This is a genomic window from Iocasia fonsfrigidae (genome assembly GCF_017751145.1).
Classification (GTDB): Bacteria; Bacillota; Halanaerobiia; order Halanaerobiales; family DTU029; genus Iocasia; species Iocasia fonsfrigidae.
Genome location: NZ_CP046640.1, coordinates 3,517,551 through 3,538,194, shown reverse-complemented (window position 1 = coordinate 3,538,194; position 20,644 = coordinate 3,517,551). Strand labels below are relative to the sequence as shown.

Below are 20,644 nucleotides of genomic sequence, written 5' to 3'. Positions count from 1 at the left end.
GAGATTGATAGAAATGAAAAAACCATCATCAACTGCAACAAACCTGAATAAAGAAAGTTTAAGACATATGGTTACTATGAATGATTTTACCAGAGCAGAAATGGATGATATGTTAGAATTAATGTCTTTACTAAAAGAAGCGAGACGTGACAATGCTGTGCCACACTTATTTAAAGATAAATCTTTAGCGATGATTTTTGAAGCAGGTTCAACCCGTACCAGGGTATCATTTGAAACCGCAGCAACACTGTTAGGAGGACATGCCTTATTTTTATCACCGCGTGATATTCATTTAGGTACAAAAGAATCAATCGATGATACTGCCCGGGTATTATCAAGAATGTGCGATATTATTATGGCACGTACAAACAGCGGTGCTACAACTAAAGCATTAACAAAAATGTCTACTGTTCCAGTAATTAATGGCTTAGATTGTGTATATCATCCAACACAGATGCTAGCTGATATTTTTACGATGAAAGAACATATGCCAGCGGGGAAAAAATTATCTGATCTAACGGTCGCTTTTATGGGAGATGCAACTGATGTTTGCCGTTCTCTTTTACTAACATGTACTAAATATGGAATGGACTTTAAGCAGATCGGACCTAAAAAATACCAGATGCAAGAAGAATGGTTGAAAGTTGCAGATAAAAACTGTGCTGAAACAGGAGCCACATATGAAATAACAGATGATGTTTCAAAGGTGTCTGAGTGTAATGCAATTTATGGAGATAGTTTTTATTGGACAACACAATTGGATGAAAAAGAAGAACGTTTAGCTGCTTTTATGCCAGACTATGTTATTACAAAAGAATTAATGGAAAAGGCTGCTCCAGGTGCAATTTTAATGCATTGTTTGCCAGCAAATGATAAAGAGGAAGTTACTCGAGAAGTATTGGAGGGCTCTAGAAGTGTCGCATTTGATCAAGCAGAAAACCGTTTAACTGCTCAAATGGCGATTTTGGTTTACTTTACTCATAAATATACTAAGGAGCCAAGCCAGGAAACACTTAAGAAGCACGAAACTAGAATTAAAGATTTTTTAAAAAAGCTTTAATTTAGATACAATAAAATTTAATTCTAAGGAGAGATATGAGATGTCAAAAAGTTTAATTACTACTCCAAAACAGGACGGCTTTAGAATGCCCGGAGAATTTGAGTTTCATAAGGGATGCTGGATGATCTGGCCGGAAAGAACTGATAATTGGCGTTTAGGGGCAAAACCGGCTCAAAAATCATTTATTGAAGTGGCAGAAACTATAGCAAAATATGAAGAAGTAACAATGTGTGTATCTCAATGTCAATATCAAGCGGCTAGAGAAGCATTGAGTAGTAAAATTCGTGTAGTGGAAATGTCAAATAACGATTCCTGGATGAGAGACGTGGGTCCTACTTTTGTTGTAAATGATAAAGGAGAAGTTAGAGGTGTTGACTGGCGTTTTAACGCCTGGGGTGGATTAGTAGATGGATTATATTTCCCCTGGGATAAAGATGATCAAGTAGCCAGAAAAGTTTGTGAAATCGAAAATATCGATTATTATTCATTAAAAGATTTTGTTTTGGAGGGTGGATCTATTCATACAGATGGAGAAGGAACTGTTATTGTAACTGAAGCATGTTTACTTCACGAGAGTAGAAATCCTGAGAAAACAAAAAAAGAAATTGAGAATATGTTAAAAGAGTATTTAGGAGTGGAAAAAGTCTTATGGTTGCCAAATGGTATTTATCTTGATGAAACTAATGAGCATGTTGATAATATTATACATTATTGTGCCCCAGGTGAAGTGGTTTTGGCCTGGACTGATAATCAAAATGATCCCCAATATCAATTATCAAAGGCTGCATATGACTATTTATCGAAGGAAACAGATGCTAAAGGAAGAAAGCTTAAAATTCATAAGTTGTACATTCCAGATGAAGTATTAATTACTAAAGAGGAAAGTGAAGGTGTAGATACTGTTGATGGTACACTTCCTAGAGAGGAAGGAGATAGACAAGCGGCATCTTATGCTAATTTTTATATTGCAAATGGAGCAGTTATTTTACCTTTATTCGGAGATGACATCTATGATGACAAGGCAATTAAAACACTGAATAAGGTTTTTCCAGATAGAGAAGTTGTCGGCATATATGCTAGAGAAATTATTCTCGGTGGGGGAAATATTCATTGCATTACCCAACAACAACCATTAGGGAACTAATGTCTAATTAACTTTTTTTAGAGTTGATTAGTTATTAAATTTAATTTATAAAGAAAAGGGGTAGAGATATGGAAAAGATAGAGAAAAACAAAGTGAGTTTATTCAAAATGGTTTCTTTTACAGTCTGTGGAATAGTGGTATTAGATACATTTGTTGCTCCGGCTGCTATGGGAGTATCATCTATAACAGTCTGGCTTCTAACTGCCTTGTTCTTTTTTATACCTTATGGACTAATAAATGCAGAATTAGGTGCTACTTATCCAGATGATGGTGGCATATATTCCTGGGTGAAAAGAGCGTTTGGTGAATTCCATGCTAGTCTTGTCGCCTGGTACTATTGGGTAAACGTAGCTTTTTGGATGCCAGCAGTTTTTATTGCCTTTAGTACGTGGTTTTCAATGGCATTTGCTCCTAATATAAATATATGGATATTAGGAATTTTAGCTATTGCTATGTGCTGGATGATAGTTGGTGTAGGAATTAGAGGAGTTGATTTAAGTATAACTGTTACAAATATTGCAGCTATATGTAAAGTTGCGGTATTAATAGTTTTTGGTTTATTAGGAACTATTTATGCTGTGAAACATGGTTCTGCCAATGACTTTTCATTATCTGCTTTTTCATTGTCCTTTAATTTTAATACAATTGCGTATAGTTCGGCCATTGTTTATAATTTGTTAGGTTTTGAACTTATTAGCTCTATCGCATCTAAAATAGATAAGCCGGAAAAAAATATTCCTAAAATGACTATTTTAGCTGGTGTATTAATAGCTGTACTTTATATTATTGGTACGTATGGTCTTTTAGTAGCTATACCTGCTGACCAAATTGATCCACTCGATGGTTTCTTTTATGCTTTAAAAGAATTGTGTAGTATATTTGGAGCAGGACAAATAATTGCTTTTAGAATTATTATTTCTATAGCTTTGTTTACGCTTGTATCAAACATGATTTCCTGGACATTAGGAGGAGTTGAAGTTCTTGATGAAGCAGAATTTACTAAGAAAACCAAACTTCTTGGACATAGACATTCAAAATATAATACCCCTGATTATTCATATATATTGATGGGTGTCATATCAACAATACTAATTGTTATGAATTTTGTTTTAAGTGGAAGTGCTAATGATGCATTTTGGACAATCTTATCTTTTAGTTTTTTAGTTTTCTTTTTACCTTATTTATGGTTATTTCCAACTGTAGTAAAATTAAGAAATATAGATATAGATACACCAAGACCATATAAAGTTCCTATGGGTAAGTTTGGTCTTTATATATCAAGTATAATTGGCTTTTTATTTATTGCTTTGGGTATTGTGCTATTATTTATAACAGGAGAAGGCTGGGATCCTTTGTATCATCTTACATTAATTATTGGTACTGGAATTACAACACTATTTGGAATAATCCTTTATAACAATAGTAAAAAATAATTATTTTATTAGTATAATATCTTTAGATTTATTTAGTAAATGACCCTTTGGAGGAAAATAGATATGGAAAATAAAAGTGATTTAAATAGAATTGTTATAGCTTTAGGAGGTAATGCCTTAGGAAATACTCCCAAAGAGCAACAAAGAAAAGTTGAAATGGCTGCAAAATCACTTGTAGATTTAATTAGTCAAGGTAATGAAATTCTTATTTGTCATGGAAATGGACCACAAGTAGGTATGATTAATTTAGCTTTCGAAGAAGGTTCAAAATCCAATGATAAAATTGTTCCTATGGAGCTTCCTGAAAGTATAGCTATGAGTCAGGGTTATATAGGTTATCACCTCCAAAAAGCTATAAAGAAAGAGCTTTATGATAAAAAAATGCCTTGGCATGTAGCTACTGTAGTAACACAAATTGAGGTAGATGAGGAAGATGAAGCATTTCAAGATCCTAAAAAGCCAATAGGTAGCTTCTATACAAAAAGGGAAGCAGAGCAACTTATAGCAGAAAATGAAGGGTTAATTATGAAAGAAGATGCTGGACGAGGATATAGAAGAATGGTGCCTTCACCATTGCCAAAAAATATTGTAGAAAAAGAGTGTATTATCAATATGCTTGATAATGAATTTATAGTTATTGCTTGTGGTGGTGGCGGGATACCAGTAGTAAAAAATAACAGTGGAGAATATAAAGGAGTACCAGCAGTTATAGATAAGGATTTTGCTTCTGCCAAACTTGCGGATGCTATTGATGCTGACTATCTTTTTATTTTAACAGCTGTAGATAAAGTTTCAATTAATTGGGGAAGACCAAACCAAAAAGATTTAGATAGTATAACTGTAAAAGAAGCTGAGAAATATTGTAAGGAAGGTCATTTTGCATCTGGTAGTATGTTACCTAAAGTGAAGGCAGCGATTAAATTTGTAAAGGGTGGAAAAGGAAGACGAGCAGTTATTGCTTCTTTAGAAAAGGCTTCTCTTATCATGCAAGGTAAAAATGGAACTGTAGTTCATAGTTAATATTCTTGACCCATCAGGGTCAGATTATCCCTGACACCTGGTGGGCTTTTATTATAATCAACCAAAATTAAGTTATGTCGCTAATTCTTTTTCAAGTCTATCTCGCAAATCAGTCACAATTACTAAAATATATAAATGTATGGATTGGAATAAATATAATAGGAGCTGATAGCAAGATATTTGCATTTATAATGTAATTATAGCAAAAAATTCAAGATTTATTAAAAGTTGAATTGGAGGAGGTCTGTTAGGTAATTATTTTGTTTAAAAGTTAAGCTTAATAGATAAATTCCTACTTTTTATTTATAGAATTCGGCTAAAATATATGTTATAATTTATTAAAAAGAAATGGGTGAATTAGATAGAGATGAAAAAGATTTTATTAATAACTAACATAATTACCATTGTATTATTCATTTTAGTTCTTACCAATAGCCTTTATGAGTACAGTATCCTGGAATGGACAGTTTTAATAACTGCAGTTTTGAATATCTTTGTATTCTATAAAAAAAACAATAAACTTTTATTATTATTGTTTACTGTCATTGCTGTAATTTTCAATCCTTTTACATATGTAAGTTTTTCTCATGATATAAAAACAGTAGTTGAGATAGCATCTGCTGTAATTTATGCCTATGCTTTAATTTAAAAAAGTTATAGTTGAATTTATGTTTATCTATGTCCTGTCCTTTCATCTCATGATACTTTCCAATTATTGGTATAAGCGTATTATAATCATCCCTATCTAAGTTTATATATATGTGTGTAGTACTTAATGTTAAGACACCCAGTTTATAAAGAAAATTGATATTTTGATACGGCCTTCTCGATAAAAGGGAGGTTTTTTTTATGCATATAAATTTATGTCTTAATCAATTTATATGATATAATAGTACTAAAATTCGTAGAAGGGATGCTGTATTATGTTCATAAAATTATTACTGGCTTTTACTATTATTCCTCTACTAGAACTTGCTTTATTAATTAAGATAGGGGAATATATAGGGCTGATTCCTACAATACTTCTTGTAGGGTTGACTGGGGTACTGGGTGTGAGTCTGGCCCGTAGTCAGGGTTTTATAGTAGTAAGAAAAATAAAAGAAAGCCTTCAGCAGGGTAAGATGCCGGCAGATGATCTCCTGGCTGGTCTTTTGATACTAATAGGTGGGACTATGCTCCTTACACCAGGACTGTTAACTGACCTTACTGGTTTTTCCTTGATAATTCCTTTTACCCGTGGGTATTATACTGGATTTATTAAAAAAAGGTTTGTAAATTACCTGAGAAAAAATAATATTAGCTATTCAAATGGGTTTAATGAGGGAGATGATGACTATATTGATATCGAGATTGAAAAGGAAAAATAGGTTTGCATTATTTACTAACAAGTATATAATTATAGATAGGAAATATTAAAGGAGGGCTTATTATGCTTAATAATAGTGTTAATGCGGTAGAGGTTCTGGAGATGGCGCGAGATATAGAGAAAAGGGGAAGGGATTTTTATCTAGAACAGGCTTCCAATACTGGTGATAAAAATTTAGCAGCTTTATTTAATAAACTGGCTGATGATGAAAAAGACCACTATGAAAGGTTTGGGGAATTACTAAATAAACTTCAGTCTGAGATTAAAGAGGAGGCTGTATATGTTTATGAGCCGGAGGTTAGTGCTTACCTAAGGTCACTGGTAGAGTTTTCTGTTTTCCCAGAAGGGGATAGTGTGGAAATAAAATCTATTGAGACAGCACTATCATTTGCTATCAGGGCTGAGAAGGATTCGATTCTTTTTTATCAGGAGCTTTTAATTTATAATTCGGGTGAAAGTGCAGGGGTGATTAAAGAGCTTATTAAGGAAGAAAAGAAACACCTTCTTACTCTACTGGAATACAGGAATAAGATAAAATAATAATGTATTATGTTTATATTGTAGAATGTTCTGATGGTACATATTATACAGGTTATACCAATAATATTGAAGCAAGGATTAAGAAGCATAACCAGGGTAAAGGGGCCAGGTATACTAGAGGACGGGGGCCTGTTATCTTGCAGTATAGTGAGAGCTTTTCTTCCAGAAGCAGGGCTATGAAAAGGGAATATGAGATAAAACAGTTGAGCAGAAAAGAGAAGAAGGTTCTGCTTAAGGGATAAAAAACCCCCGTTTTATAGACGGGGGTTTAAAAATCTCCGATAAAGTGGGGTTCTACTTCCAGTTTTACCCCACTTGTTTGATATACTTTATCTTGTACCTTTGTGATCAATTTCTTGACATCACTTGCGGTGGCATTACCTAGATTTATGATAAAACCGGCGTGTTTTTCGGAAACCTGGGCATCACCTATACGGGCACCTTTCATGCCGGCTTTTTCTACTAGTGGGCCGCTATAGTAACCCTCAGGTCTTTTAAATATACTACCTGCACTGGGCCATTCAAGGGGTTGTTTGTCTTTCCGTTTCTGATTTAATTCCTTCATTACTTGTCTTATCTCGGCTTTATTCCCTGGTCTTAATTTGAGAGTAACAGCAGTTAGGATCAGCTTTTTTTCCTGCAGTATACTGTGGCGGTAAGATAGCTGTAGATCCTTCTTTAATATGGTTTCTGGATTTCCTTTATAGTCAAGGACAGATGCTGAGGAAACTACATTACTCATTTCTCCACCATAGGCACCTGCATTCATATAAAGGGCTCCACCAAGGGAACCTGGTATACCACTGGCAAATTCCAGGCCGCTAAGACCGGTCTCCTGGGCTTTGCTGGCAAGGGAAGAGAGGGCTATACCTGTTTCGGCAGTAATCGTAGTGTTTTCAATACTGATATTATTTAATCTACCTGTATAGATAACTGCTCCATGGTAACCCTGGTCACTGACTATTAGATTGCTCCCCCTGCCGAGGATAAAGAATTCTATATTATGATTGTTTAAAATAGGTAATGTCTGCTGTAAAGCTCTGATAGTTATAGGAACCAGGAATAAATTTACTGGTCCGCCAATTTTGAAAGAGGTATATTTTTTCAGGCTAATATTATATTTTACCTCCAGGGCATTAATTTTTTTAAATTCTTTATTAAGGTTATTAATCATCATTGTCCTCCCTGTTATTCCAGGATGACTGTTTCAATTTTCTCCATGGCCTGAGTAAGCAGTTCTTCAATGTCCAATTTTGTTTCTGCATTGATAGTATCAGAGAGTCTGGGTTTGGTAACCGGGTGTTTGGGAACAAAGAGTGTACAGCAGTCTTCATATGGTAGAATTGATGTCTTATAAGTCCCTATTTTTCTGGCAATATCTATTATTTCCGTTTTATCCATAGCTATTAATGGTCTTATAACCGGCAAATTAGTTACTGCATTAATTACTTGCATGCTTTCCAGAGTTTGACTGGCTACCTGGCCTATGCTTTCACCGGTAACTAAGGCCAGATAATTATTTTCTCTAGCTATCCTGTCTGCTATCTGGAACATTATCCTCCGCATTATTGTGATATTGTACTTAGGGGGACAGTTTTTCTGAATAGCCATCTGAATATCTGTAAAATGTGAGAGATATAACTTTATTCGGCCGCTGTGTTTACTAAGAATTTGGGCCAGTTCAATAACCTTTTCCTTGGCCCGCTCACCTGTATAAGGAGGGCTGTGGAAGTATATCGCATCAATAGTCATTCCCCTTTTTAAAGCTGACCAGCCGGCAACAGGGCTGTCAATCCCCCCTGATAGTAATAGTAGCCCCTTACCACTGGTTCCGATGGGAAGGCCTCCAATTCCCTGAATAACCCTGGTATAGATGAAAATCCTTTCTTTTCTGACTTCAATATTTAAAGTATGTGCAGGGTTGTGAACATCTACTGTTAATTTATTGTCCTGATGATTAATATTTTGGAGGAGATAGGCACCTATATCCCTGCTTATTTCAGGGCTTGTCAGCTGATATTTTTTATTGGCTCTATGTGTTTCCACTTTAAATGTTGTTGGATAGTTATCTACTGAATCTTTAAAAACCTCCAGGGTTGTTTTTTTTACATCTTCATAGTTAAGGGATGTTATAGCAGTGGGACTTAAAGAGACTATACCTGGAACCATTTGAGTCTCTCAATTATTTTCTCCATATTATTTTCGGGGTAGATATAGATCCTGCCGTATGTTCTTTCTATCCGGAAATCTGCTGTATTTTTGAGGACTGTTTTTATATTTTTAATAAGTTTATGTACAAAGAAAGAACGATTATTACCTTTGAGGCTTATTTCTCCAAATCTGAGTAAGATTGCCTGGTACATTTTTTCCCTCCTAGAAGTATAATTTCAACTGTTCACTTATTTTACTAATAGCATAGTTTATTTCTTGTCTGGTATTATATCTGGAAAAACTGATCCTTATAGTTCCGTCTATTTTCTCCGGGGGTAGTTTGATTGCCCGTAACACATGGCTTTTTTCATGGCTTTTAGAATGACAGGCAGAACCTGTTGACACAAAAACACCTTCACTTTCCAGGCCATGAACAAGGACTTCACCGCGTGCCCCTGGAAAAGAAATACTGACAATATGTGGTGCTCCTTCCTGGGGTGAATTAATATGGGCTGTCGGGCACTTTTGGGTGATTTTCTCTATAAAATAATTTTTTAGTTTGTTTACTGACAAATCATAAGGCTTCTCAACTGTATATTCAGGTAGTTTTTTTAATGCCGGTATAAAACCAGCAATACCAGGAACATTTTCAGTACCGGAACGCAGGCCGTTTTCCTGACCTCCGCCTATGATCTGTGCCTTTAGGTCAATACCCTTTTTTACATAGAGAGCCCCTATTCCTTTGGGGCCATGGATTTTATGGGCGCTAATTGTTAACAGGTCTATTCCCCAGTCAGCAGGAAGCAAAAGGACTTTACCGAAAGACTGGACAGTATCCACATGGAAAAAGGTTTTTGAATTAGACTTTTTAATAAGTTCAGCTATTTTGGATATGGAGTGAATTGTTCCTAATTCATTATTAACGTGGATAATACTGACCAGGATTGTATCCTCCCTAATAGTCTGTACCAGTTTGTCAATAGAGATATATCCTTGTTGGTCAGCTTTTAGAAAGGTGACTTCATATCCCTCTTCCTCCAGTGCCAGAAAGGTTTCTTTAACAGAGGGATGTTCAACTTCTGTTGTGATTATATGTTTCCCCCGATTAGAATAATTATAGCAAACACCACGGATTGCCAGATTATTAGCCTCGGTACCACCAGAGGTAAAGTATATTTCTTCCGGGTTTGTTTTTAAGTAGGCGGCGATTAAGTTTCTGGCTTCTTTGATAATTTTTTCAGCAGCAAGTCCTTTGTTGTGTAAAGATGATGGATTTCCATAATTATTAGTCAACACCTTTGAAACATAGTCTATTACCTCTGTTAAGGGTTTAGTAGTAGCACTATTATCGAGGTAAACTTCTTGCACAGTAATCTTCCTTTCACAGGTATTTTATCTGTATTATACCACAAAAGGGTCGATAGATAAAATTAATGTAGAATTTTTCTTATTTCTTAAAACGTTTGGTATCTTCAGGTGTTATGGCCTTAATTAAGACCATAAAAATAGTATAGATAAGGATTAATATTACTATGACAAGCAGATCCACCCATGAAACAGATATTATTTTCTTACTGTGAGATGATATGTATGGTTCGATAAAGTAAATTAGCAGACTGGCCAGAAGGGGTTTAAGGAAACACTGCTTTATATTTAGACTATACCCAATATTATGCCCGATCACAATAAAATTAAGTAATGCTGAAAGCATATATCCAAGCCCAATGCTAAAGGCGGCACCATGGATACCCAGAGCTGTCTGTCTGGTTAGGAGTAAAATGCCGCTGATTTTTAGTATTGAGCCGAGGGTAAGATTTAAGAGGGACAATTGTGGTTTTCCAAGACCATTTAGCATTCCATGTGATACCTGTAAAAAATAAATAAAGGTTGCACTAAAGGCCATATGAGACAAGATTACACCAGCAGCTGGATAACCAAAAAGTAGTTGGCATATTTCACTGCCTTTGCATAGAAAAATAACAGTTACCGGAAATCCCAGGTAAGTGGTAATCCGGATAACATCCTGATAGTTTCCTTTTATTTTATGGTAATTTTTACAGGCTCTGGCAGCAGATATATTTGGAATTAAACTTGCTGTCAGGGCAATGGTAATTACAGTTGGCAAAAATATTAGCTGTTCGACCATACCACTTAATTGACCGTATAGTGAGGTTGCTTCCTGTATAGAGAAACCGGCCAGTTGAAGTTGGCGAGGTATTAAAACGGCTTCACCACTCATCATAAGTGAGTTAACTAAACGACCGATTGTAATAGGTATTGCCAGGGCAGCTATAGTTTTAAGATCAAAGAAAAAATTATGTTTAAATTTTTTTTGTATTTTCTTTATTTTATCACTGTGGCTAAGTTTCTGGTAATCACTTAAAAATAGGTGGTAAATAAATATAATTAGTAGGATAAGAAGGCCGGCAAATTCACCAGCCGAAATTCCTACAGCCATACTGGCAGCCTGGTATTTCAATCCAAGGGAAGCGGCTGTACTTACTAAACCAAGTGTTATGATTAGGCGTGTAAACTGTTCAGTAATTTGCGAAAAGGCAGTTGGTAGCATACTATGTATACCGTGGAAAAAATTCCGGAAACAGGCTGCTAAAGGGCTTATTAAGAGGGCTGGTATCAGGCTTAATAAAATAATCCCTGTTCTGCTGTCACGATAGATATGTTGGGCTATATACCCTGAAGAAAAGTATAATATGAGTGAGAACAAGATACTCATCAGACAGACAAAGACTAGACTGACTTTTAGTAGATTATAACCCCCTTGTTTATCATTATGAGTCATTCTTTCGGGTATTAGTTTGGAGATAGCTACCGGAAAACCGGCGGTAGTAAGTAGTAATAGGGTCATGAAAAGGGGATAAACCATCTGGAAAAGCCCCAGACCTTCGTCACCTATCTGTCGTACAAGAATAAGTCGAAGAACAAAGCCGATTACCCGGTTTATTAGACCAGCTATCATTAAAATCAGAGCGCCCTGTAAAAAAGACTGTTTTTTCATATTATTGCTCCCTTAACTTACAGAGTTTAACATTACATATATATGAAATAGAAAAAGATAAATGTTAGTTTTATATTTGCTTTAATCAAAAAAACCCAGCATTGTTTAACAATGCCGGGTTGATAGTTTTTTTATTTCTAGAACCAGGAATTTACAGGTTTGCCGTCCTCATATTCTACCCAGACAGATTTGCTGTCTTCATCTTGAGGAACGATAATAATGTCGCCGCCGTCAAAGATAGTATTTTCATCTGTAAGGTAGTTAGCACGTAAGATGGATCTAATTGAGACACCGTGATTGAAGGCAATTTCATGGAGATATTCTCCGCCTGCTTTTACCTGATAGATTTTATGATTGACAAATAGTGCAGAACTAATAGGCATTTGTAATCTCTGGCCAGTGTAAACCTGTTCATTTTCTTTCATATTATTTATTGACCTGATACCTTCTTCAGGGATTCTAAAAAAGTTAGCGATCTCTGTAAGGGTTTCATTATTTTTGACACGGTAGTGGTTGTTAAGATTTTTGCTGTTCTGGTTAAGGTAGTTCAATTTGCTTGATTTTCTCAAGGGGATGATTAATAGATCACCGGCAGTAATGTTATTAATGTCATCAATATTATTATAATTGATCAGGTTTGAAGTAGTAAGGCCAAAATAACTGGCTATCTTTTGAATTTGATCACCACTTTTTATTCTATAAAAGGTATAAGGTGATCTATTATTATTTTGATTGTCACTATCTTCCTGTTCAGGTGTAGTATTTACTACAGGCACTATTAATCTACGCCCGATATAAAGGTCGTAGGCATCTTTGATATTATTTAATTCAACCAATCTTTGAACGGTGGTACTATATTTTTGGGCAATATTCCAGAGGATGTCTCCCTGTTTGATCGTATAATATGAGTAATTATAGTCTGTATTGTTTTCAGCTGGTTTTTCCTGTTTGCCAGGTATTATTAGACTCTGTCCAATATAGATATAATATGGTGAGCTAATATTATTAGCCCTGATAAGTTCATTAACAGAAATATTATACCTTTGAGCAATTTTATAAAGCAGATCACCCTGTTTTACAGTATAATAAATATCATTAGAATTGTTTTCAGTAGATCCTATTTTCAGGGTCTGGCCGATATAAATGTTTGTGTTTTTAAGATTGTTATTATTGATTATAGTTTCTATAGTAGTGCCAAATTTCTGTGAGATAGTCCAGAGGGTATCCCCTGTTTTAACAGTATAATTTTGGGCTGCAATAGCCATAGTAAATAGAGAAATAGTTAAAACTAAGACCATAGATGATATTATAATTATTCTCTTCATTTTGTTTTCTCCTTTCGATTTTATATAATTATAAGACAACTGACCTACATTTGAAAGTATAACATATGTTATGTCAACTAACAAAAGCAAATTTATCCTTTTTTATTTGAAAAATGATATTAGCAGGAAAATTCTAAAAACAGGCAGGATTTTTACTATTTTTTGCGAATAGTATACATATAATTATTCAATTAGAATTCTGAGAGGGGCTAGTTTATGGGGACTATAGTAAAATTAGGGGTATATGAATTAAAAGCGGGGATGAGGGTAGCAAAATTTATTGAAAATGATTTTGGTGCAGTACTGGTTTCTCCTGGTATGATACTTGATGAAAATATAATAGCTAAATTACAGGTTATGGGAATTAAGCAGGTTGCTGTCATAGATGAGTCCGAGGAACAGGTTGAGGAAAACATTAATAGTTTTGCTGTTAAATATCAAGAAAATATAAATGAACTAAAGGAGACGTTTGATTCTATTAAACATGGTAATAAATTGGAATTTGAACAGCTCAGGGAGATAGTTAATATAAGTTCCCAGATAGATACCAATAGAGATATCATTAATATGCTATCCCAGGTGAGAAGTGTTGACGAATATACTTATACTCACTCGGTAAATGTAGGATTACTGGCCATGATTTTTGGCCGCTGGATTGATTTGGGCCAAAAGGAAATCAAGGGTTTACTTTATGCTGGGTTATTACACGATATTGGGAAATCCAAGGTACCTGATAAGATTCTTAATAAAAAAGGCCAGTTAAGTAATGAAGAGTTTGAGGAAATAAAAAAACATGTTATCTATGGCTATGAACTGGTTCAGGACTGTAGTTTGTTGAGTAATAAAATAGCTAAGGCTGTTTTATTACACCATGAACGCAATGACGGTTCAGGCTATCCACTGGGTCTTTCCAGGGAGAAGATACCCTTTATGGCAAAGATACTGGCAATTGTCGATACATTTGATGCCATTACGTCTGATCGTGTTTATCGACAACACCAGCCACCATTTGCTGTATTTAAGATATTTGAGAGGGATTTTCAGGGGTTTGATTACCTGTTAACAAAAATATTTATGAGTAATATTTCCCAGTACTATATGGGAGAAACCATTAAATTGTCAGATGGGCGTTCAGCTGAAATAGTGTATATAAATCCTAACCACTGGTCGAAACCGATTGTTAAGATAGATAAACATTATATTGATCTTAGTAAGGAAACAGATCTAGAGATAGCTGATGTAATGATGGATAGTGTATGAATATTTTTTAAGGTTAAGCTGATTTTTCACTTTGTGCTGTTTTTCTTTTAATAACAAATTCCATATTCATTGATTTAATGTTTACACCATTTTTGCAAAAGAGGGCGTACATAGTGTTAAAGTCAAGAATAAAAGGAATATTAAAACAGTTCTCTCCTTTCTTTTCCTGAATAACAATTAGACCAATTCTTTTATTCCCCTTACTGTATTTTTTATTTAAGGGTTTAATGACGATATTATCAATATGTGTTATAAAATTAGCTATTTCGATACCATCCTGTTTTACCCTTACTCCCACCCTTATTCCTTTATATTCAAAAAATAGTTTATTAAAGATATCTTCAAAAGTGCTGAGTTTATCCATGATTTTTCCTCCTTTGTCCGAACAACCCCATTATTACCGTAATCTATTTTTTTATACCTAAAAAATTTAAAAGCCACCTGATGAAGGAGGCTTTTAAAGCGATGTTAAAATAGACCAGGTATATTGGGTATATCTACTGTGCCGACAATTTCTTTCTTCTTCTTTGCTTCCAGTTCTCTGGCTGCAGTTAGTCCTCTGTTGGTGGCTTCAATTAAGGATTTAATTAATTTTTCTTGATCAAAGATTTCTATTTTTTTCAAGTCAAATTCATAATCTATAACTTGACCAGAACCACTGACAATTACTGTGATTATTTTATCGTCATCACTGCCATTTACCTTGGTTTTCTTTAATTCCTCTTGTAGTTGATTCATCCTCTGCTTTATTACAGCAATCTGTCCCATGATATCGTCCATATTGTTCATTTTTTTACCCCTCCTTTAGGCCATTATATGCATTGTATAGTAAAATAATGTTAAAAGAGTTTTAAATTATAATTTTTTTTGAATTACACAGGATAAACTGTGGTATTTAGAGAATAAAAATAAGTGAAAAAAGATAATAGGAGTGATGATATTGTATTTTATAGATACTCATGCACATTTAGATTTCTCGAATTATGACCATGACCGGGATGAAGTTATTAAAAGAGCCCATGATGAGGGTGTATCACATATTATTAATATTGGAGCTGACCTGGAGTCGAGCCAGCGCTCTGTAGAACTGGCTGACAGGGACAGCTCTATTTATGCCGCCGTAGGTATTCACCCACATGAGGCAGCAGGGGTAGATAAGCAAAGTGTTGAGCAATTAAAAAAACTGGCTACACATAAGAAAGTTCTTGCTATTGGAGAGATAGGCCTGGATTATCATTATGATAATTCACCGCGGGAAACCCAGCAGGAGGTGTTTAGAAAACAGCTAAAGTTGGCTCATGAACTCTCTTTACCGGTGGTTATCCACAATAGAGAAGCAGATAGGGATTGTCTTGCTATATTAAAGGATGAAGGTGTTGAACAACTAGGTGGTATCATGCATTGTTTTAACAGCAGTCTTGATTTTGCCTGGCAGATACTGGATTTAAATCTTTATATTGCTTTTGGGGGGGTTATTACTTTTAAAAATGCAGGAGATTTACGAGATGTTGTTAAGAGCCTGCCTGTAGATAAGATTGTGATAGAAACAGATTCCCCTTATCTTACCCCCCATCCCTGCCGTGGTAAACGTAATGAACCGGCTTATGTAAAACTGGTCCTGGAGAAGATTGCAGAGATAAAAGATATACCAGCAGCAGAGCTGGCCAGAATTACAAGTGATAATGCTAAAAAAGCCTATAGGTTCTAAAGAGCGTCTGTAGTCAAGGAGGGATTAGTGATGGCAAATGAATTAGCTCGTCTTTTAATAATTTTAGGTATATTATTAGTGCTTATTGGTGGAGTGATTTTATATTTTGGTAATCTCTTCAGCTGGTTTGGTCGCCTGCCGGGGGATATCAGGATAAAAAGAGATGGATTTTCTTTTTATTTTCCAATAACTACAATGCTCTTGATTAGTTTAGTACTAAACCTTATTTTTAGATTAATCAAGTACTTTACAAAATAATTATAATCTCAACCATAAATGAAAATAACCCGGTATTTTTCCGGGTTATTTTTTTAGTGCGAAACTATGCTATTTTGAAATTGTGGATAAATTAAGTTATATATGAATAATTTTAATTATGTAGCGACTCTAACTTTTTGTGGAGGCAGGACGCCGGAACAAAAAGTTGTGACAGAGAACGGAGGCACGGATGCCGGAGTGAACGACAAGCGGAAGAATTAAAATTATTCTCGATTAATTTAAGATGACGTAGTCACTTTGTTTTCTATAGTAAATTTAACATAACTTTTGAATATTTTAATTAACTATTAAATAATATTTATATGAGGCAGTTATCTCAACTATATCTTCTGGGGTTGATTAGATGTATATTTTGGATATTAAAAACTGTAGGCGGTGCTTATTTTTTTTATTATTGTTTTTGGTATTGTTGTTGCAGATTAAAGTAGGTTTTCTATCTGAATATAAAAGAGATAGGGTTTTAGGACTCCAGTCCTCTCCTGAAGAAAAATTAAATATTGTTATCAATACATATAATAGGACACTAACCCTTTATAAAGATGGAAAAGTGTTTAAAAGATATCCAGTTTCTATCGGTAAACCAACTACCAAATCCCCAATCGGGGAATGGGCAATTATCGGCAAGAGTAAGGGTTGGGGGGGTGGCTTTGGTACCAGATGGTTAGGTCTAAATGTACCATGGGGTATATATGGGATACATGGAACTAATAAACCAGGGTCTATTGGTAGAGCTGCCAGTCACGGTTGTATCAGGATGTATAATCATCATGTTGAAGAACTTTATGAACTGGTGCTGGTTAAAACAAGGGTTGAAATTATAGGTGAAAGACTTCCTGTAACAGTAAACAGAGTGTTAAGGCCTGGTCAAACAGGTTTATCTGTTATGCAGTTGCAGGATAATTTAAATGAACGAGGTTTTAATTCTGGTTACAGGGATGCACGTTATGGAGCTACTACAAAGGAGGCTGTTCTGGAATTAGAGGCACAATTCGAGCTAAAAAGGGATGGAATAGCAGACTGGAACGTTTTGTATATTCTTGATTTGCCTGCCAGGGAGTGATTAACTATGCGAAATAAATATGGTTTACTAATAATAATCATGATCTTTTTATTAGCTGGCCTGGGTTTGAATATTCTAAATAAATTTTATACAGTAGGGTATATTTATGATCTTCTTTTTAAACGTGAATTTGCTGTTAACCCCAGAGTAGAAATTGATCCAGAAAAAAAGTATACTGTACGAATCTGGTATTATCCTGTTTATCGTACCACTGAGATGGCGCAAGGAGAAAAGTCATATTTTCAGGAGATAGCCAGGGGAATTCAGGAGAAGTATCCTAATATTCAGCTGAAGATTAGGGAACTGAATTTTTTAGATGGCCATCAGGAACTACTTGAGTCCATAAAAAAAGGAGAGCCTCCTGATATCTATTGGAATATAAGTGGGGATAGCCTGTTAGATCAAGAGCTACAGTTACCTGTTGACCCCTATATTACTGAGCAGCAGGACGGTTTTTTTACAGTAAACTGGGAAGAAATTAACAGGGATAATCACCTCTGGGCTTTACCATTTCTTATTCAGGAACAGTATTGGGTGACAAATGAGGACGATAATGTTTTTCAAGCTAGTAGTAGGTTTATAAAATCAATTAGTGCTCTAGATACGGCAAGACTTGCTTTAAACACTGCTGATGAAACGCTGTTACGCCAACTATTGACATTAAAAGGCTTAAAGGAGATATCTTTAGAAGGTGGGGATGTGGATGAGGATACATATAAAATCCTTATAGAGGTATATAAAATAATGCATTCCATGAGGGAGAAGGGGGTTTTTGTTTCTTCAAGCAAAAATATCGATGATGATTTTCTAAAGAATTTCTTTAGTAAAAAACCTGTTCTTATAGGACCTGTTAATCCATATCTCGCTTGTTTTTTGTCTGAAAATACTAATGGTCATAGAGTAATGTTAGATAACTTAATAAAGGAATATTCCTTAACCATTCTGAGGCAGAAAGACTACCAGGGACATGATCATAGTAAAGCAGTAATGTTGACAGCCTTGCATATGGTTACAAGCGGGACAGAGATGATTACAGAAATACTCCCTCTGAAGGCCGCCTATCAGAGAGATAGTGCTGAAAAAAGAGAATATGTCAAATTATTAGAGATTAGTCCAGAGGATAGGGAATACTGGAGAGAGGTTATTCTACCTGCCTGGCAGGATTTCTGGCAAAAAGATTTATTACCTGTTGAGGTAATGGACAAAATTAAATGATATTTCCCCGGAAATAGTCGAATATAATTGCTTTTATAGAAGTAAAGAAGGGTTAATCATGAGTAGTCCTTTGATAGGTATAATACCTTCCAGGCAGAATAATTTTCAAGAATATAGACTTAATAAAAACTACCTGGCTGCTGTTGTTGCTGCTGGTGGTTTGCCGGTAATTTTGGGGATTGAAAATAGTGATAGTCTTATAAAAAAATATATTAACAGGATTGATGGGCTTTTATTAACAGGGGGATTAGACCTTGACCCCTTATTATATGGTGAATCCCCTGTTCCTGCTTTAAGAAGAAACGACCCTGAAAGGGATAATTTTGAACTGCAACTTTGTCGTAAGGCTTATAAAAATAGGCTTCCAATTTTGGGGATCTGTAAAGGCTGCCAGTTGATAAATGTAGCTTTTGGGGGTACTCTTTACCAGGATTTAATAACTCAAAGAGATAGGGTTATCAAACATGAGCAGTCAGCACCGCGTTGGTATCCTACCCACAGGATAAAAATTAATAAGGAGACAGCGCTTTATCAATTGATTTCCCTGGATGAGATTACTGTTAATAGCCTTCACCATCAGGCTGTCAAGGATATTGCTGATAATTTTGTCATAGCTGCCAGGGCTGAGGATGGAGTTGTTGAGGCTATTGAGACTAAAGGAGATGGTTTTGTTTTAGGTGTACAATGGCATCCTGAGGCGATCTGGCAGCAGAGCAAGGCGGCAGCTGTCTTGTTTGATGGGTTTATTCAGGCCTGCTGTTTTTATAGAAAAAGTGATGAAAATATTAAATTTGGAAGATAGGATAATAGACTTATTCGTAATAAAACCTGTCAGTTGAGGCAGGTTTTATTATTTTTTTGTAGAATATAAGCTAATAGTATTTTAATAGATTGTTTTTATATTTATTCAGTTAGAATAAATTATTTGAGGTGTATAAAATGGAGATGACTTTGGAAGCTGTCCTCGATAAAACAGTAAATGTTTTAGATGAGAGTAAAAAGGATATATTTGAGATAGCGGAATCATCAAGGAAGGAATATGAAAATATAGAAAATGATTTATTAATAATAAAAGGAGATCTTAAAGAGGTTATTGATAAGGTAGATAGACTAGAGAGAATTAATAGAAAAGCCAGGCTTAAATTAATGGAAGTGAGCCGGGACTTTCACCACTACACAGAGAGAGATATAAAAGCCGCTTATGAGAAGGCTGAAGAAACTTCGGTGGAGATAGCTGTTCTTAAAGAAAAAGAAGAGCAGTTAAAAATCAGGAGACAGGAACTGGAAAATAGGTTGATTAATCTAAAAAAAACCGTTAACAGGGCAGAAAGTCTTGTTTCACGAGTAAGCCTTGTGCGGGAGTTCCTAAAAGGGGAGCTTACTAATCTTAGTGAGCACTTTGATGAACTTAAACAAAAACATAACCTGGCTATAAAGGTTATCCAGGCTCAGGAAGATGAAAGGGGTAGGGTATCACGAGAGATACATGATGGTCCTGCCCAGTCTATTGCCAATTTAGTATTCAGAGTGGAATTAACCCAGAAACTAATGGATAAGGATTTAAGCAAAGCGAAAAAGGAATTAAAGGATTTAAAAAAATCAATCAGGTTGAGTATGCAGGAGGTAAGAAGGATAATTTATAATCTCAGGCCGATGTCTCTTGATGACCTGGGTTTGATACCAACCTTAAACAGGTATATTGATAGATATATTGATCAGACGGGAATAATAATAAACTTTAATGTTTCGGGGACAGAAAAAAGGCTGCCCAAGTCCTATGAAGTAACAATCTTTCGTTTGATACAGGAAGGTCTTAACAATATACATAAACATTCTAATGCTTCGTCAGGTAGGGTAAGATTAGATTATGCCAGTAATGAGATAAATCTACTGGTAAGTGATGATGGGGTTGGATTTGAGTCTGACGAAATAGAGGAAGAGAAATATGGCTTAATGAGTATGGAAGAGAGGTGTAAACTACTGGGAGGGAGTTTAAGTTTAGAGTCAGAAAAGAATCAGGGAACGACTATAAAAATAAATTTACCTATTAAAAAGGAGTGATATATC

21 protein-coding genes and 1 pseudogene are annotated in these 20,644 nt (G+C 35.1%); 15 read left to right on the top strand and 7 right to left on the bottom strand.

The features are described from left to right. The first annotated feature begins 13 nt into the window (after window positions 1-13). The 8 genes from argF (at window position 14) to GM661_RS16935 (ending at window position 6,805) form a co-directional block, all read left to right on the top strand. Window positions 14-1,060: an ornithine carbamoyltransferase gene (gene argF / locus GM661_RS16970; protein WP_230867858.1), complete on the top strand. Its 1,047-nt coding sequence runs from the start codon at window positions 14-16 to the stop codon at window positions 1,058-1,060. Between the two features lie 40 nt (window positions 1,061-1,100). Further along, window positions 1,101-2,204: an agmatine deiminase gene (gene aguA, locus GM661_RS16965; protein WP_230867857.1), complete on the top strand. Its 1,104-nt coding sequence runs from the start codon at window positions 1,101-1,103 to the stop codon at window positions 2,202-2,204. A 68-nt stretch (window positions 2,205-2,272) separates the two neighbouring features. Beyond that, window positions 2,273-3,637, top strand: coding sequence for an APC family permease (locus GM661_RS16960; RefSeq protein ID WP_230867856.1), 1,365 nt, complete (start codon window positions 2,273-2,275; stop codon window positions 3,635-3,637). Between the two features lie 63 nt (window positions 3,638-3,700). Continuing rightward, window positions 3,701-4,657: a carbamate kinase gene (arcC, locus tag GM661_RS16955; RefSeq protein ID WP_230867855.1), complete on the top strand. Its 957-nt coding sequence runs from the start codon at window positions 3,701-3,703 to the stop codon at window positions 4,655-4,657. 367 nt (window positions 4,658-5,024) lie between these two features. Further along, complete coding sequence (locus tag GM661_RS16950; RefSeq protein WP_230867854.1) at window positions 5,025-5,306, top strand: DUF6804 family protein; 282 nt, start codon at window positions 5,025-5,027, stop codon at window positions 5,304-5,306. 274 nt (window positions 5,307-5,580) lie between these two features. Then, entirely contained in the window at window positions 5,581-6,024 is a 444-nt protein-coding gene (locus tag GM661_RS16945) for an FxsA family protein (protein ID WP_230867853.1), read from the top strand. A 62-nt stretch (window positions 6,025-6,086) separates the two neighbouring features. Beyond that, entirely contained in the window at window positions 6,087-6,563 is a 477-nt protein-coding gene (locus tag GM661_RS16940) for a ferritin family protein (RefSeq protein ID WP_230867852.1), read from the top strand. 2 nt (window positions 6,564-6,565) lie between these two features. Beyond that, on the top strand, window positions 6,566-6,805 hold the full coding sequence (locus GM661_RS16935) for a GIY-YIG nuclease family protein (protein ID WP_330165229.1): 240 nt from the start codon (window positions 6,566-6,568) through the stop codon (window positions 6,803-6,805). Between the two features lie 26 nt (window positions 6,806-6,831). On the opposite strand, the gene murB is transcribed toward GM661_RS16935, so the two are convergent. From murB to GM661_RS16905, 5 genes and pseudogenes are all read right to left on the bottom strand, one after another. After that, window positions 6,832-7,740, bottom strand: a complete 909-nt coding sequence (gene murB, locus GM661_RS16930) for a UDP-N-acetylmuramate dehydrogenase (RefSeq protein WP_230867851.1) — start codon at window positions 7,738-7,740, stop codon at window positions 6,832-6,834. An 11-nt stretch (window positions 7,741-7,751) separates the two neighbouring features. Next, window positions 7,752-8,926 (bottom strand): annotated as a pseudogene (gene thiI / locus GM661_RS16925) (tRNA uracil 4-sulfurtransferase ThiI). 10 nt (window positions 8,927-8,936) lie between these two features. Further along, window positions 8,937-10,082 (bottom strand): cysteine desulfurase family protein, encoded by a 1,146-nt coding sequence (locus GM661_RS16915; RefSeq protein ID WP_230867848.1) that lies wholly within the window; start codon window positions 10,080-10,082, stop codon window positions 8,937-8,939. Window positions 10,083-10,161: 79 nt separating this feature from the next. Further along, window positions 10,162-11,730 (bottom strand): putative polysaccharide biosynthesis protein, encoded by a 1,569-nt coding sequence (locus GM661_RS16910; RefSeq protein WP_230867847.1) that lies wholly within the window; start codon window positions 11,728-11,730, stop codon window positions 10,162-10,164. Window positions 11,731-11,867: 137 nt separating this feature from the next. Further along, a complete protein-coding gene (locus tag GM661_RS16905) occupies window positions 11,868-13,055 on the bottom strand; it encodes a LysM peptidoglycan-binding domain-containing protein (protein WP_230867846.1) in 1,188 nt (395 codons plus the stop codon). 216 nt (window positions 13,056-13,271) lie between these two features. Here GM661_RS16905 and GM661_RS16900 point away from each other — a divergent pair, with 216 nt between their 5' ends. Next, a complete protein-coding gene (locus GM661_RS16900; RefSeq protein ID WP_230867845.1) occupies window positions 13,272-14,315 on the top strand; it encodes an HD-GYP domain-containing protein in 1,044 nt (347 codons plus the stop codon). A gap of 13 nt (window positions 14,316-14,328) precedes the next feature. On the opposite strand, the gene GM661_RS16895 is transcribed toward GM661_RS16900, so the two are convergent. Both GM661_RS16895 and GM661_RS16890 read right to left on the bottom strand, forming a co-directional pair. Then, window positions 14,329-14,679, bottom strand: coding sequence for a hypothetical protein (locus GM661_RS16895; RefSeq protein WP_230867844.1), 351 nt, complete (start codon window positions 14,677-14,679; stop codon window positions 14,329-14,331). 104 nt (window positions 14,680-14,783) lie between these two features. Beyond that, the gene (locus tag GM661_RS16890; protein ID WP_230867843.1) at window positions 14,784-15,104 is read right to left on the bottom strand and encodes a YbaB/EbfC family nucleoid-associated protein; all 321 of its coding nucleotides are present in this window, start codon (window positions 15,102-15,104) and stop codon (window positions 14,784-14,786) included. Window positions 15,105-15,255: 151 nt separating this feature from the next. On the opposite strand from GM661_RS16890, the gene GM661_RS16885 reads away from it, so the two are divergent. The 6 genes from GM661_RS16885 to GM661_RS16860 all read left to right on the top strand — a co-directional run bounded on the left by GM661_RS16885 (window position 15,256) and on the right by GM661_RS16860 (window position 20,638). Further along, window positions 15,256-16,023: a TatD family hydrolase gene (locus tag GM661_RS16885; protein ID WP_230867842.1), complete on the top strand. Its 768-nt coding sequence runs from the start codon at window positions 15,256-15,258 to the stop codon at window positions 16,021-16,023. Between the two features lie 30 nt (window positions 16,024-16,053). After that, on the top strand, window positions 16,054-16,281 hold the full coding sequence (locus GM661_RS16880; RefSeq protein ID WP_230867841.1) for a DUF2905 domain-containing protein: 228 nt from the start codon (window positions 16,054-16,056) through the stop codon (window positions 16,279-16,281). 364 nt (window positions 16,282-16,645) lie between these two features. After that, entirely contained in the window at window positions 16,646-17,362 is a 717-nt protein-coding gene (locus tag GM661_RS16875; protein WP_230867840.1) for a L,D-transpeptidase family protein, read from the top strand. 6 nt (window positions 17,363-17,368) lie between these two features. Further along, window positions 17,369-18,577, top strand: a complete 1,209-nt coding sequence (locus GM661_RS16870; protein ID WP_230867839.1) for a hypothetical protein — start codon at window positions 17,369-17,371, stop codon at window positions 18,575-18,577. A gap of 58 nt (window positions 18,578-18,635) precedes the next feature. Further along, window positions 18,636-19,379 (top strand): gamma-glutamyl-gamma-aminobutyrate hydrolase family protein, encoded by a 744-nt coding sequence (locus GM661_RS16865; protein ID WP_230867838.1) that lies wholly within the window; start codon window positions 18,636-18,638, stop codon window positions 19,377-19,379. 137 nt (window positions 19,380-19,516) lie between these two features. Beyond that, the gene (locus GM661_RS16860; RefSeq protein WP_230867837.1) at window positions 19,517-20,638 is read left to right on the top strand and encodes a sensor histidine kinase; all 1,122 of its coding nucleotides are present in this window, start codon (window positions 19,517-19,519) and stop codon (window positions 20,636-20,638) included. Window positions 20,639-20,644 lie beyond the last annotated feature (6 nt).